The sequence below is a fragment of the bacterium genome, assembly GCA_008933615.1.
Lineage (GTDB): Bacteria > CLD3 > CLD3 > SB21 > SB21 > SB21.
On the sequence record WBUR01000006.1, the window covers coordinates 103,297 to 118,110 of the forward strand.

The window sequence follows — 14,814 nt, forward strand, 5'->3', positions numbered from 1 at the left end:
ACGGTCCTTCCGAATTTATTTTAATTTCCACGTTGTCCCGTCCGGTGAATCTTCTATCGCAATCCCGATCTCATTTAATCCGTCCCGAATCTTGTCTGAAAGTTCCCACTCTTTTCGCTTCCTCAGATCCACTCGTATATCCAAAAGCAAGTCGACAATTTTTTCATATTTCTTGGAGACATTCTCCGGTTTGGACAAATTTAGAAATCCTAAGAATTCATTCCACTCCAATATCAAGTCGCGCGTGCGTTTGAGAACATATAATGAAAAATCATTGAGCAGTTTGGGCGAAGTGATCTTGCTAAGGCCGTTAAATATCTCAAATATTTTACCCATCGCGGCGGCAGTATTAAAATCATCGTCCATGGCCTCATGAAATTCCTTCTCCAGGCGGTCAAGGTCTTTTGAAAACTGTTCGACGTCGGGATTGATTGCAACGGTTCCTACAGAACCTCCCAGCGTTTCCTTAAGATCCAAAGCCTGCTGGACCTTATTGAATATCATTTCCAGCCGCTTATGCGCGTTCTCCGCGTCACGAAGATTGTCTTCGCTATAACTCAGAGGGCTGGCGTAATGCTTCTGCAGAAAAAATATGCGCACGGCTTCGGGGCGGAATTTTTTTAATACATCGCGCGCCAGCCAGAAATTGCCGAGTGACTTCGACATTTTTTCATTATCAATATTCAGAAATCCGCAGTGAATCCAATATTTGGAAAATAATTTTCCAGTGGCGGCTTCACTTTGTGCAATTTCATTCTCATGATGTGGAAAGACGAGGTCTGATCCGCCGCAATGAATATCAATTTGATCGGCCAGATGATTCATACACATGGCGGAACATTCGATATGCCATCCCGGACGGCCATTGCCCCAAAGACTTTCCCACGAAGGCTCGCCCGACTTAGCCGCTTTCCACAATACAAAATCCAGCGGGCTTCTTTTTTTCTCGTTAACTTCCACGCGGGCGCCGGACATTAGGTCGTCGATATTTTTTCCGGACAGTTTTCCATATCCCGCAAATTTGCCTACATCGTAGTAGACGCTGCCTTCCGATTCATACGCATATCCTTTGAGAATGAGCGTTTGGACCAAATTGATGATTTCATCCAGATGCTCCGTTACGCGCGGAACCGCATCGGGCATACGCATGCCTAATTTGGCAATATCCTCAAAAAATCCTTCCGTATATAATTGCGTCACGTCTGAAAAATCCAACTCTTTGCTTTTAGCTTCGTTTATGATCTTGTCGTCTATGTCCGTGATGTTCATAACAAATTTTACTTTATATCCGGAATATTCAAGATAACGGCGAATGATGTCCGCCATCACGAACGTGCGCGCATTTCCAATGTGTATATAATTGTATACGGTCGGTCCGCAGGAATACATCAGCACTTCCTGCTCCTTTATCGGAACAAATGGTTCCTTCTGTTTCGTCAACGAATTGTAGATTTTCAGGCTCATGTCAACAACTGATTCCTTTTCTTCCGTGTGAGTCATTTAAATAAATACGAAAATATATTGTCACTGGTTATGCTTTGGAATTTGAATAACAAATTTCGCTTCGTTATTCGGGAACAGATTGAGCTCAGCCTGATAGAGGCTTAACAAACGGGAAGCGTTTGCAATTTCAATATCGTAATAACTAAACAGCGCTTCATCCGGAAGATTACTGTACATGGTATCGGTATGAATCGACAAGTGATAAGCGAGATCCGTAGATGCAGACATAATACGATTATCTGATAATTCAACATAAATAAAATTCTGATCGTGATAGGTTTTAATGCGTAATATTTTTTCTGCCAATGAACCGGTAGCTTTCATCGAATCAATGATCAAATTATATATGGCCTGGCTAAAATCACGATAAATGCCGGGTACCGAAGGGATCGTTCGGTCCAAATCAATTTCTTTTTTAATTTTGTGTTTAAAATATAAACTGGAATCAAGAAAGGATATTTCGTTCTCGACCAGTTTGTTAATATCTATCTCCGATTGGTAGGGATTCATTTCATTGGACACTTTGTCTGAAAAACCTTTGATAAGTGAGGAGGCTTTATCGACCTGCGTTACGATTTCACCGATACCTTTATCCAGTTTTGCATGAAACTGCACTATATCCTCTTTGGCTTTTTCATTGGAGATAGCTTCAACTAAATTAGCGCTTTTCTTGATATGATGCTGGAGAAGTTCCGCGCGGCCGCGTATGGTACCTAGCGGAGTATTGAGATTATGCGCTACGCCTTGCAGTATCAGTGACATTGGAACTACGCGAAAAAAATTAATTACTTCCAAAAGTTTCTCTTCGTCAATTGAACGGGCGGCGGTTTCAGCCAGCGTCTCCTGTTGTGCAATCTGGCTTTCCAGCTTACTGCTGATGTCTCTAAATATTCCGTGAATACCTTTTATGTGCCCTTTTTTGTCATGGATCGGTGAAGCGGTAAATTCAATAAGCGTCGTTTCGCCGTTCTTCTTTTTCCAGTCAAATATTGTTTTATCGGCTTTACCTTTGTGTCCCAATATGGACAACAGCGCGTCATGATCGCCTGGATTTGCGTAAAGCTCACTTACGCTCAAACCAAGAAAATCTTTTTTGTCGGTATATCCTAAGATAGCCGCAGCAGCTTTATTGGCAAGTTCAATTCTGCCATGAGAGTCGATGATAAAAATGCCGTCGGGTAAACTATTCAACAACTCTTCGTATCTGTTTTGAATTTCTATTTCACTCACAATTATCTCCGGTTAATTCTCTGTTTTCAGGTTTCCGCACACCACACGGTCAATTTGATGACAATCTTTATAGACCTCGGTTTCAAAACCGTTTTCTTCGAGAATTTTCTTAACGTCCTCAGATTGATTATAACCCACTTCAAATATAACATGTTTTTTTGTTAAATTTGAACGAAAAAATGATTTAGCCGCTCGCGCAACATGTTTATAAAAGACGAGTCCTGTAGCGTCGGCCTTTAACGCTGCTTCGGGTTCATGATCCTTCACTTCATTTGGAAGCAAGGCAAATTCCTGGTCGGAAATATACGGCGGGTTTGATACAATTATTTCAAAAGATTGAAATAAATCGCTATTTGAGTTTTCATTCAGAATATTTCCAAAAATAAATTTGATTTTCCCTTCTCCGACGATACGATCCGCATTAAGTTTCGCCAGAGTAAGCGCTTTTTCGCTTATATCAAGCGCTGTGATTGAATAAGGTATGTTATATTTTTCTAAATAGAAAGCGATGGAAACGCACAAAGCTCCGCTTCCTGTACCAACATCTAAGATATGAACTATTCCATTCCCTCTATGTTTACATAACTCCAATGTTTTTTCTACCAGCAATTCCGTATCAGGCCGTGGGATCAGTACATTGGCATTCACTTCAAAAGTCAGCCCCATAAATTCCGCCGTTCCGATAATATATTGCAAGGGTTCGTGATTAATACGCCTTAGAAGAAGGGACTTAAACTCCTCCAATTCCTTTTTGCCCATCGGACGGTCATAATTTGCATAGAGGTCAATGCGCTTGCAGTTCAGTGTATGGCATAAAAGCCATTCTACATTTAGCCGAGGATTATCGAATTGTTTTTCCGATAAGTAATGCATCGACCAGTCAAGAAGTTCACTCACATTCCAGTCTTTTTTTACTGCTGCAACGGTCATGTCTAAACGCTCTCCGCTCTATTTTTTTCATCTTGACCGATAATCTGATCAAAATAATAGACCAGTACACCCGACTCGCTAATTTGTAACCTTGCTAGACCCAAAGATGTAAATTGATTCAACGCATTATTCGCATCAATAACGCTCATATTCAGTTCTGTAGTTGTTTCAACGACAGTCAATTTTCCTCCGAGTTTTTTAGCTAACTCTAGAACGGAATCTTGAATCCACGCATCATACGCCGTTTTTTCAAGTCGGTGAATTTTAACTAATTTCCTAATTAGTAATACTACGAAAACCGCCGGCAATATACCGGCACAAAATCCGCTCCCAATCAAAACCCCAAGGGTTGTTTTACCTGAAGCCGGATCATCTTGAGTTACATAGTTTCCCGTCATAATATCGCCGGTCAGCGCCGCAATAAAAAACACTGCAAACGCGGCTAATGGAATTATCGTGACCCATATAAGAAATTTTTGAGCTGTATTTGAGGACGGTTTTCCGGAGCGGGTCATGTCGGTTGTTTTATTAATAGAATTTATAGAAATGATGAACGGGTCCGTGGCCTTTCCCGATTGAATATGAGTGTGCGATCGCGCCTGTAATATATTTCTTTGAAAATTTTACAGCTTCTAAAGTTGGGTATCCTTTTGCGAGATAGGCGGCGATGGCCGCGCTAAATGTGCAGCCGGTCCCATGCGTATTTTTTGTTCGGTAACGTTTACTGAACATATGATGAATTTTTTTGCCGTCATAAAATACATCTACTGCGTCTTTCTTTGAATGCCCGCCTTTAACGACCACCGCCCTGCACCCCATTTCTAATAACCTGCGGCACGCTTTTTCCATATCATCATGAGAACTGATTTTTTCTCCGGTCAGAACTTCTGCTTCCGGTATATTGGGTGTCACCACCTGCGCCATAGGGATGAGTTTATGAATAAGCGCGTGTACAGCGTTATCTTGTAATAACTTGTTTCCGCTTTTCGCAACCATCACGGGATCAACGACCAGTTTTCTTGCGTTGAACTTTGTTAATCCACGAGAAACAACGTCAATGATCTCAGCGGTGGACAGCATACCTGTTTTTATGGCATGGGCGCCGATATCGCTCATAACGGCGTCAATCTGTTTTTCTATGATTGATAATTCGATATCTTGAATACCTGTGACGGCAACGGTATTTTGAGCGGTGATGCTCGTGACGACCGACGTTCCGTAAACGCCAAGCGCCGAAAATGTTTTTAAATCAGCCTGAATGCCTGCCCCACCGCCTGAATCCGATCCTGCAATGGTAAGAGCCTTCGCTGTTTTCATATCGAATAATCTTGAGTATTAATAATATATGTCGAGAGAAGCGATGCGCGCCGAAACTTCACAACACGGCTGAAGCAAAAATCGATGAAGATTGTTAAAGGCGGATGTATATAGAAATCTATTTTCTACAATCGTATTCTTTACCGTCATAGGTAAACGTATCAAGCTGATAGTCTTTTAATTCACGTTTTGCATATTCCTGAGCCATACCGGACTTAATAAAGAAATCAACTATATCCTTATCAATATGGTTATCTTTGACCATGAACAATAAGATTTTGATACACTCGGAAATTTTCTTGCCGGGTTTATAAGGACGATCCGCAGCGGTCAGCGCTTCAAAAATATCTGCCACAGCCATGATACGCGCCGGTGTCGATAATTGTTCCGCTTTAAGTCCATTCGGGTAACCCGTACCGTCAAGCTTCTCGTGGTGTCCGCCCGCCCATTCTGTCACGCGGCTCAACTTCTTCGGCCATGGAAGTTTCTGAAGCATCTTGATCGTAAGCACAACGTGGTTCTGAATGACAATCCGTTCGTCGTCGGTCAAGGTACCGCGTTTGATCGAAAGATTATGTACTTCATTTTCTGTCAGTAACGGCAGTTCGTTGCCTTCCATTTTGATCTTTTGTTCCGCAATTTTCATGAGGCGGTCAATCTTGCCTTGCTCCATAAACTCGCCGCCGATGTTTGAAACCTTGATAAAGGACGCGTCGTCATCAACCTGCTTTAGACGGTCAGCAAATTCTTTTTCCAGTTGAGCAATTTTTGCTTTCTTGTCTTTTGCGCGTGATGATGACAGTTTTTGTATTTGCTTCAGGTGCTCAAGTTCTAATTCACGTTTGAAAATTTCAAATTTCGCGAGAACAGTGTTGATGCGGTCATATATCGTTTCGAGCTTCGTGGCTTTGTCAACCACGTATTCCGGCGTCGTGATCTTTCCGATATCGTGCATCCACCCTGCGATCCGGAGTTCATTGTGCTCGTCTTCGTTCATAACGAAGGGTTGCCATTTTTCTTCATTAGAATTACTTAGACCGCGCGCAATTTCCTGCGTGAGTTCCGCAACACGGCGGATATGGCCGCCGGTATAGGGTGACTTTTCGTCGATTGCGCTCGCGATAACTTGTATGAAGGAATCTAAGAGGGCGCTCAAGTCATGAATGAGCTGCGTATTGGTGATGGCCACCGCTGCCTGTGAAGCCAGAGATTCTATCAACTCCTGATAATCGCTCGAAAATGCGATTACATTACCGCCTGTATCGGTCGCGTTCAAAAGCTGTAAAACGCCGATGATCTCATCTTCATGATTACGCATTGCAACCACCATCATGGATTTCGATCGGTAACCGGTGTTTTTATCAAAAGCTTTTGTTCCCTGAAAATCAAAACCCTCCACTTCATAGACATCCGCAATATTAACGGTCTTTCCGCTCAAAGCGACATGCGCGGAAACTTGCTGTTCGTTGCGTGAACCGTCGTCCTTAAAAAGTTTAACGGGCGGAAATGGAATTGCTTTTCCGCTGGTACCGCCCATTTTGAAATTGAGTGAACGGGTTTGTAATATTTTAAACGCGATGCCTTTTTCGTCATGTGTTTTGATATAGAGAGTTCCTCCGTCCGCATTAGTAAAATTCATGGCTTCCACAACGATCATTTCCAAAAGGGCATCCAGGTTTCTTTCTGCGGAAAGCGCGGATCCGATCCGTGTAAGTTTTTTCTTCAGGCCAACTTGCTGTTCGGTGAAGGACTTGACGGCATCAACGACGGTATCGAGTGTATCCCCGCTCAGGCCTTCGGAAGTATAATGGCCGCGGCGTAACTTATCCACTACGTCGTTCAATAATTTATTGACCGCGTCTTGTTCCGAGTATTTTAGTAACTCTTGGAGTTCAGAACTCATACCACAACCTTTTGTTTTGAAAAAAACAGATAAAAAATTTATTTTGACATAATCTTTTTTGATGCAGTGAATGCGGCTGCGGCCAGAACGCATTTGATAAAATCACCGGCGATGAAAGGAATAAAACCTAACTTAAATGCCTCCGTAAGATTACCGCCGATAAGAATATTCAATTGCAATGATCCTATAAGTAAAATCGGAAGACTACCGATGATGCAGGCGCCTAAATTCCAGTAGAAACTCTTCTCACGCGAGACGAGCAATCCGGTAAGAAATGCGGCGACCGGGAAGCCCAGAAGATATCCTCCGGAGGGTCCGAGGAGTTGTATGAAGCTGCTTGCGCCGCCGGCAAATACAGGTAATCCGCATATACCGTAAAATAAATACATGATCTGTGATAAAGCGCCGCGTTTCGCACCGAGCGATGCGCCTGCTAAAATGACAAATACCGTCTGCAATGTAATGGGAACCGGGGTAAACGGAAGCGGAATTTCTATCCATGCGCCGGCTGCCGTTAATAGCGAGAAAATCGTCACGGCGATAAATTGTTTCAATAATGAATCATCAATACTCATAGCGCGAATTTTCGGTGCGTTCATAATAATTCTCCTGAAGTTGAGCTGGTGTGCTCGAGAAAAGAAAATAGAAAGTGAAAAACCCAGCTAAATTATGTTAAAATTCTCAAAAAATGCAAGTTTTTTTTAACTTCAAATCATGTCGCGCTGTCGATATCGCTTTGAAAATCTTCTTCAACTTTATTTTCGTCAACCGTTGAAACGGTGCTGTTCGTGTACCTCACCACGCGTCTTTCCCTAATTACCACCACTTTGATCTGACCTGGATACTGCATTTCGTTCTGTATTTTCGTCGCCACTTCGGAACTGAGCATCGCGGCATGGGCGTCGTCAATTTTATCCGCTTCGACTACAATGCGAATCTCACGTCCGGCGTAAATAGCATATACTTTTGAAACGCCTTCGAATTGCGTCGCAATTTGTTCCAGTTTCTCAATTCGCGCACCATATGCTTCGAGCGGTTCACGCCGCGCCCCTGGCCTCGATCCGCTGATAATGTCGGCTGCCGTTACGAGCTGTGATATCGGATGAATGGGTTCCGCTTCATCGTGATGCGCCAAAACTGAATTGATCACGACTTCATGTTCCTTACAACGCGTCGTCACATCCACGCCGATCGAGACGTGGCTACCTTCGGTTTCGTTACTTACTGCCTTACCAATATCGTGAAAAAGTCCCGCCCGGCGGGCCAGTTGCACGTCATATCCGAGTTCCGCCGCCATCGTTCCGGCCAAAAGAGCTACTTCTTTGGAATGCTGTAATACGTTTTGCCCGTAACTTGTTCGGTATTTTAATCGACCTAACAAACCTTTTATTTCTGGCGCTACATTTTTGATGTTCAACGAGTTAAGGATTTCATCCGAAGCTTTAGCCATGGTATTTTCAACTTGTTTTTGCGCTTTTTCTATGATGCCCTCGATCTGTTCCGGCTGAATATTCGGATTTTCAACCATTCGCGTCATGGCAATACGCGCGATCTCTCGCTTGACCGGATCAAAACCGGACAGCAAAACAACTTCCGGCGTATCATCTATGATTACTTTAATTCCCGTCGCTTGTTCAAATGCCCTGATATTCCGACCTTCACGCCCTATGATCGCACCCTTGATGCGCTCATTGGGAAGATCCACGGTAGTCAACGTACTTTCTGCAGTGTGATCTGACGCAAGTCGTTGTATGGCATCGGACAGAATCCACTTCGCTTCGTGTGTGGCTTTTTGCTGGGATTCCGTTTTGATCTGCAGCATCAATTCAGCGGCTTCTTTTTGAGCGCGTTTGGAAACCGTCTCGAGAAACTGTTTTTTTGCTTCTTCCTGAGAAAGTCCTGTAACTTTTTCAAGTTTTTCAGTCTGCTGCTGCGCTAATTGGTCAATTTGCTGTAATCGGGTATTGATCTGTTCCTGCTGCAACGCCAGAGCCCTTTCAGTTAGAACGTTTTTTTGTTCTTTTTCTAAATGCGAATTCATTTTTTGGCGCAGGTCACGCTCACGATTGCTCAGACGCCCTTCATATTGCTTCAAACGTTTTTCCCGTTCGTCAAATTCTCCGCTGATTTTCATTTTAATTTGATGCATACGTTCTTTTGCTTTAACCTGGGCGTCTTTTTTTATTGCGTCCGCTTCGCGGTGAGCTTCACGTAATGTATTCTCAGCAATTTTCTTGATTTCGGATACTTTATTACGCCCGGCGAATTTTGCCAATATCCAGCCCGTGATAAACATCACGACGCCGGTTAAAATCATAATAATAATGCCTATGGATTCCATATCTATTTCCTTTAATACCTGATATCTAATTCTATTAAAATTAATAATAACGTGACAGTAAAATTACTACTAAACCGCTATAATTGCAAGTTTTTTTAGGGGTAAAGCCATGAAAAAATTATTAAGATTTGATTTTATGAAGGAGATTTGTTAGTTTTATCTAACTTCTAAAAAAGAAACGCGGTAAAATGATCGGTGGATTCGAGTTTTTTTCGATTGAAACGCTATTTGTGTTTATTATAACATTATTTGTCGTATTGCTTATACTTCAGATACTGTTTTTGATAAAAATGCGAAAATCAATGTTTCAGATAGGGCAGTTTGTCCGTTTGATGAATCTGATCTTCAAAGAAATGTCTAATATACAATCGGTAACTATTTCCACGGCCAAATCCAACCAGGAATCTCTCAAGAATCTCAACAAGACACCTATCAAAACTAACAAAAAAGATTCCTGTCAATATTGTAAACACCGCCTTTCGTTCCTAAAAATGGATACGTCACAACTCACTTTCCGTTATCATTGTAAGCTGACAAACGATGAAATTGTCCTGCAGCATTATTGTGCTCAGTTTGAAGCCGATGTGCAATCCTCCGCGTCACGCAGATCGTAGAAGAGTTAGTGCAAATGTACTCTTAAACTACAAAACACTATGTTGCAGTTGCTATGGTTGAACACTTTTTCATCATCCCAACAATTGGACCTTGTTTCAATCGCAACTCGAATTTTTGTGTAGCTTGCCAGAGAAGGGGTTTAAAATCCGCTATACAGTTACAAAAAAAATAAAAACAAAAATTTTATAAAAACCTTTGCCGATTCGGAGTTGTTGACGTACATTATTAAAATCTTGATGCGTATGCATCGGACCGTTCTTGGGGAATAGGTTCTCATGGATTCATCATTTCTGTCTATCGAAGAAAATTATTTTCCAATTTTGATACGCCTCACCCTCGTTGCGTGTCATCGACAGCTCTTCGGCTTTTTCTCATCTCTACTAACTTCATTGGAGTTGACAGCATATGAAATCAACAATCGGCCGTAAGATTGGGCTTGCATTTCTTGCCTTGCTCATCTTAATGGTGGCTATGGTTGGAATCACTTTTCGTGGATTCAACAAAATCACTTCGAGCCTTGACTCTATGGAACGTGAAGCCGTCAAACGGGGGGCATCGGGAAATCTCCGCTTCGCCATTGCTCAACTGCTGAGGGCGGACAACGTTTACATTATTACGCAAAACGAAAATTACCAACGCGAATACAATCGACTGAGTTCACGTGTGGATGAATTCTATGAGCGATTAATTCAGCTTCCTCTGACCGAAGAAGAGCTTCATCTTGTCGGTGGAATCAAGCAAGACCTTGACTCCATCCACTCCTATTCTGCACAGATTCTTGCAATCCAGCATCCCCGACAGTCGCCCAAGGCATGGGCATTGATGGAGACGATGGACTACCGATTCGGTAACGATGTCAATCGGAAAACGACAGAAATATTCGATGGCATCTCTATGAGAATTGAACAACATCGACTTCTGGCGACGGCAAACAAAGAAAACGCTTCGAATTCGATCTATGGGATAACGTTCTTAGGTATCCTCATCACTCTCGTTGTAAGCTATCTTACCATACAGAGAATTTCCAAACCGATTGTTACTGTTACCAAAGCAGCCAACAGCATTGCCAATGGCGATTACTCACAACGCCCTGCTGTAAAGACACACGATGAAATCGCAGTTTTGGCGGAATCTTTCTGCTGTATGGCGGAATCGATCCAGCAATCTCAACGCACACTGAAACAAAGTAATGAACGATACCATGATCTTTTTGAGAGTACGAGCGATCTCATACAGGCTATGGCGCCGAACGGACATATGTTATATGCAAATCGGGCGTGGCGCGAGGCGCTTGGATACACGGAGGAAGAGTTGATCAATCTCAACATAGACAGTGTGGTTCATCCTGACAACCTGACTCAGTGTTCAGAGACGCTTCAACGAGTGATGAGCGGTGAGAAGTTTGACGCAATTGAAATCCGGTTTGTGACAAAGGATAGGAATACGATAGTTGTTGAGGGGAGCGTGGCTTGTCGTTTCGAAGCCTTTCAACCGACGGCAGTTACTTGTTTTTTTCGAGACATTACCGAGCGGAAGAAAGCGGAAGAGCAAACCAAATTTCATGCAAGGCTGTTAAATACCGTTGGTCAGGCAGTAATTGCAACCGACATAAATGGCTCTGTTATTTATTGGAACAATGCAGCAGAAAAAATTTATGGTTGGTCTTCGGCTGAAGCCATGGGACAAAACATTATCGATTTAACGCCCGCGCAGCAGACCAGAGAGCAAGCTACTGAAATAATGAAACAATTAAACGAGGGGAATTCGTGGTCTGGTGAGTTTTTGGTTAAAAGGAAAGACGGCAGCAGTTTTCCGGCGTTTGTATCAGACTCTCCGATTCATGACCAGCAGGGCAAATTAATCGGTATCATAGGAATTTCAGGCGACATCTCCGAGCGCAAAAAGGCAGAGAAGGAAATTAGCATGCTCGCCGATGTGCTAAAAAGTATTAACGAATGTGTGAGTATTACCGATACCGAAAATAATATTCTTTTCGTCAACGACGCGTTTGTAAATACGTACGGCTACACGAGAGATGAACTTATAGGACAAAACATTAGCATCATACGTCCGCTTGAGAATCCACCCAATGCCCTCAGCGAGATTCTCCATGCAACTTCAAACGGCGGATGGCAAAGTGAATTATGGAACCGCCGAAAAGACGGCAGTGAATTTTTCATTCATCTCACCACGACAAATATTAAAGATTCGAATGGACAAGTGACAGCGCTCATTGGCGTCGCCACTGATATCACCGATCGAAAACGGGCGGAAGAAGTCTTACGCGAATCTGAAGAAAAATATAAATCATTTTTCGAAGACGATCTGACCGGCGACTATATAACTACGCTCGATGGACGCTTGCTGGCCTGCAATCTACCTTTTGCAAAAATGTTCGGTTATGCCACTGTCGATGAGGCTCTGAAAATGGACGTCCGCTCGCTCTATCCCGACAAAAAAGCGCGTGAACAGCTACTGAAGCGTTTGACGCGGGAGAAACGCTTGGAATATAATTCGTCGGAACTCATTCGCAAAGACGGAAAAAAAATATATGTTATTGAAAATATGGTCGGAAAATTTAATGAAAAAGGCGAGCTGATCGAGATCAAAGGTTATCTTTTTGACGATACACACCGGCGAAGTCTTGAAACACAATTGATACAATCGCAGAAAATGGAAAGCTTAGGAACCTTAGCCGGCGGCATTGCGCACGATTTTAACAATATTCTCGCGATTATACTGGGACATATCAATTTGGTTCGCAGAAAATTCTCGGACAATGGATATATTACAGACAGTGCGGATACGATCACTACAGCCACGCAGCGAGGAGCAAGCCTGGTCAAACAATTACTTACGTTTGCGCGAAAAAGCGACGTCGTCTTGGAATCGATCCTGATTCATGAAACCATAAAGGAGATCAGGAAATTCATCGAACAAACCTTCCCGAAGACGATTTCGATCCGTACCGATTACGAAAAGGATCTGCCTCCGGTCGTCGCCAATCCTACACAGATTCACCAGGTATTACTCAATCTTTGTATTAATGCGCGCGATGCCATGCCGAACGGCGGTAGTCTTTCCATCACGGCCAAGGGGATCAAAGCACAGGACATTCAGGGGAAAACATCGAAACTACATTCCCCGGAATATATTTACGTCAAAGTGACCGATACCGGAACCGGTATGGATGAAGAGACAAAGAATCGCATTTTCGAGCCGTTTTTCACAACCAAAGGCCGCGACCGGGGTTCCGGCCTTGGCCTGGCAACGGTGTACGGAATCGTGGAATCGCATCATGGCTTGATTGACGTACAAAGCGAAGTAGGAAAAGGAACATCGTTTAATCTTTATTTTCCCGTTCAGCAAAGCTATATCGAACACCTCGCTAAAGAAGTTAGCGTGAATGACATTGCGGGCGGAAATGAAACAATCCTGATTGCGGACGACGAGGAATCGATGAGAAAATTGTTAACCGCTATTTTTGAAGAAAAAGGGTATCATGTTCTGGCGGCGGCTGACGGGCAGGAAGCTTTGGATATGTATGCACAGCAACATGACGACATCGCACTGGTATTTACGGATATGGGATTGCCTAAGATCAGCGGGGAGGAAGTTATTGCGGGTATTCAAAAGATCAATGCCGACGCGAAGATCATAATTTCGAGCGGTTATTTTGGACATAATCGTAAATCGGAATTACTTAAAGCGGGCGTAACGGACTTTGCACAAAAACCGTATTTCCCGGATGAAATTCTGAAGAAGGTCAGAGAGGTGCTTGATCTAAAATAGATCTCGTCACAAAACGAGTTAAAAGTTCAAATCACTTCTCTCCGCCGGAGGAGGCTGTTCCAGAATGGCTTTTCTTGATAGTATGAAGAGAGTTGAAATTATAAACGACAGATATCAAAAATCGGACAGCTGTTACATTTATTCATGTCTCGTTTCTTTGGACACATGTTCAATATGCCCAACCGGCACAAAGCAAAATCGTATTTAACAGGGTCGTTTGGATCTAATTGTCTCAATTTATCCGTAATTTCAATAGCTGTTTTCCATGAAAGATCCGTGCGGTTTGTCAAACCGATATTGTAGGCAATCCTCTGTATGTGTGTATCAACCGGAATAATGAGTTTACTCGCAGGAAGTTTATCCCACAAGCCTAGGTCTATTTGGTCTTTTCTAACCATCCAGCGCAGTAATAAATTTGCTCGTTTGCATGCGCTTTTATTTACAGGGTTTGGCAGAAGATGATTAAATCCGATTCCCTTTGAGCGTTTCCATTTCCAATTTTCCAGATCAATTTTTCTAATTTCATCTACGCATTTTGCCCAAGTCACGCCGAGATGCGCATCTTCCTGTTGATATTGTGAAGAAACCCATTTTCCTATCGAGCCGACTTGATTTAATATTTTTTTCAACGCATAAAGCAGCCGTAACAAATCCGTGTGTTTGATCATACGATAATAGAAACCGCGCCATTTTTTTATTTCAACTTCCGGCTCCATTGTATCCACAAATCGTCGAGGTGAGTGATTCATTAGCTCTATGGCCAATTCACCGGCTTTAATAATTTGTTGAACCTGTCCAAAAGCGAGAGACGTCACGACAAGCGCAACGATCTCTTGATCCTGCGAATCATCAAATCTTTTAACAAGTTGAATGGGATCGGAATAGATAAAACTGTGGTCAAATGTTGCGTAGAGCTTGTCGAGTTGAATTCTTAATTCAGATGTCAAAGTAGATTTTTTCTGCGCTTTTTTGATGTATTAAAAATAACAGTCACACCAAACGGTAGTGTGACTGCATCAAATTAAAGGGACTGAAATTATCAGAGATTATCTTCTCTTGCCGATCTTCTTTGCTGATTTTTTAATCGCAGTTTTCAGCTTCTTTTTAATTGTTTTTTTTACCGCTTTTCTAACGGTTTTCTTTATTTTTTTTGCTGTGTTTTTTTTCTTCGCCGGCATTACTG

The 14,814-nt window shown here is 42.6% G+C and carries 11 protein-coding genes; 2 read left to right on the top strand and 9 right to left on the bottom strand.

The features are described 5' to 3' along the window. Window positions 1-15 precede the first annotated feature (15 nt). The 8 genes from F9K33_03760 to rny all read right to left on the bottom strand — a co-directional run bounded on the left by F9K33_03760 (window position 16) and on the right by rny (window position 9,224). Window positions 16-1,464: a cysteine--tRNA ligase gene (locus tag F9K33_03760; GenBank protein KAB2880881.1), complete on the bottom strand. Its 1,449-nt coding sequence runs from the start codon at window positions 1,462-1,464 to the stop codon at window positions 16-18. 60 nt (window positions 1,465-1,524) lie between these two features. Next, window positions 1,525-2,739 (bottom strand): PAS domain-containing protein, encoded by a 1,215-nt coding sequence (locus tag F9K33_03765; GenBank protein KAB2880882.1) that lies wholly within the window; start codon window positions 2,737-2,739, stop codon window positions 1,525-1,527. Between the two features lie 6 nt (window positions 2,740-2,745). Next, window positions 2,746-3,663 (bottom strand): peptide chain release factor N(5)-glutamine methyltransferase, encoded by a 918-nt coding sequence (gene prmC, locus F9K33_03770; GenBank protein KAB2880883.1) that lies wholly within the window; start codon window positions 3,661-3,663, stop codon window positions 2,746-2,748. 2 nt (window positions 3,664-3,665) lie between these two features. Continuing rightward, entirely contained in the window at window positions 3,666-4,178 is a 513-nt protein-coding gene (locus tag F9K33_03775) for a hypothetical protein (GenBank protein KAB2880884.1), read from the bottom strand. A gap of 13 nt (window positions 4,179-4,191) precedes the next feature. Beyond that, a complete protein-coding gene (gene thiD / locus F9K33_03780) occupies window positions 4,192-4,980 on the bottom strand; it encodes a bifunctional hydroxymethylpyrimidine kinase/phosphomethylpyrimidine kinase (protein ID KAB2880885.1) in 789 nt (262 codons plus the stop codon). Between the two features lie 118 nt (window positions 4,981-5,098). After that, window positions 5,099-6,883 (bottom strand): HD domain-containing protein, encoded by a 1,785-nt coding sequence (locus tag F9K33_03785; protein ID KAB2880886.1) that lies wholly within the window; start codon window positions 6,881-6,883, stop codon window positions 5,099-5,101. Window positions 6,884-6,921: 38 nt separating this feature from the next. Continuing rightward, window positions 6,922-7,482: a biotin transporter BioY gene (locus F9K33_03790; GenBank protein KAB2880887.1), complete on the bottom strand. Its 561-nt coding sequence runs from the start codon at window positions 7,480-7,482 to the stop codon at window positions 6,922-6,924. 113 nt (window positions 7,483-7,595) lie between these two features. Then, window positions 7,596-9,224 (bottom strand): ribonuclease Y, encoded by a 1,629-nt coding sequence (gene rny / locus F9K33_03795; protein ID KAB2880888.1) that lies wholly within the window; start codon window positions 9,222-9,224, stop codon window positions 7,596-7,598. A gap of 188 nt (window positions 9,225-9,412) precedes the next feature. Here rny and F9K33_03800 point away from each other — a divergent pair, with 188 nt between their 5' ends. Together F9K33_03800 and F9K33_03805 are read left to right on the top strand one after the other, a co-directional pair. After that, window positions 9,413-9,838 carry a hypothetical protein gene (locus F9K33_03800; protein ID KAB2880889.1) on the top strand — a complete coding sequence of 142 codons (426 nt, stop codon included), beginning with the start codon at window positions 9,413-9,415 and terminating at the stop codon, window positions 9,836-9,838. Between the two features lie 406 nt (window positions 9,839-10,244). Further along, the gene (locus F9K33_03805; protein ID KAB2880890.1) at window positions 10,245-13,631 is read left to right on the top strand and encodes a PAS domain S-box protein; all 3,387 of its coding nucleotides are present in this window, start codon (window positions 10,245-10,247) and stop codon (window positions 13,629-13,631) included. A 98-nt stretch (window positions 13,632-13,729) separates the two neighbouring features. On the opposite strand, the gene F9K33_03810 is transcribed toward F9K33_03805, so the two are convergent. Beyond that, complete coding sequence (locus tag F9K33_03810) at window positions 13,730-14,605, bottom strand: TIGR02757 family protein (protein KAB2880891.1); 876 nt, start codon at window positions 14,603-14,605, stop codon at window positions 13,730-13,732. Window positions 14,606-14,814 lie beyond the last annotated feature (209 nt).

What these genes read in the sequence shown, in the direction of transcription:
- F9K33_03785 (KAB2880886.1), bottom strand. Translation starts at nt 6,883, where the DNA reads ATGAGTTCTGAACTCCAAGAGTTACTAAAATACTCGGAACAAGACGCG.
- F9K33_03790 (KAB2880887.1), bottom strand. Translation starts at nt 7,482, where the DNA reads ATGAACGCACCGAAAATTCGCGCTATGAGTATTGATGATTCATTATTG.
- F9K33_03775 (KAB2880884.1), bottom strand. Translation starts at nt 4,178, where the DNA reads ATGACCCGCTCCGGAAAACCGTCCTCAAATACAGCTCAAAAATTTCTT.
- thiD (KAB2880885.1), bottom strand. Translation starts at nt 4,980, where the DNA reads ATGAAAACAGCGAAGGCTCTTACCATTGCAGGATCGGATTCAGGCGGT.
- F9K33_03800 (KAB2880889.1), top strand. Translation starts at nt 9,413, where the DNA reads ATGATCGGTGGATTCGAGTTTTTTTCGATTGAAACGCTATTTGTGTTT.
- F9K33_03760 (KAB2880881.1), bottom strand. Translation starts at nt 1,464, where the DNA reads ATGAGCCTGAAAATCTACAATTCGTTGACGAAACAGAAGGAACCATTT.
- rny (KAB2880888.1), bottom strand. Translation starts at nt 9,224, where the DNA reads ATGGAATCCATAGGCATTATTATTATGATTTTAACCGGCGTCGTGATG.
- F9K33_03805 (KAB2880890.1), top strand. Translation starts at nt 10,245, where the DNA reads ATGAAATCAACAATCGGCCGTAAGATTGGGCTTGCATTTCTTGCCTTG.
- prmC (KAB2880883.1), bottom strand. Translation starts at nt 3,663, where the DNA reads ATGACCGTTGCAGCAGTAAAAAAAGACTGGAATGTGAGTGAACTTCTT.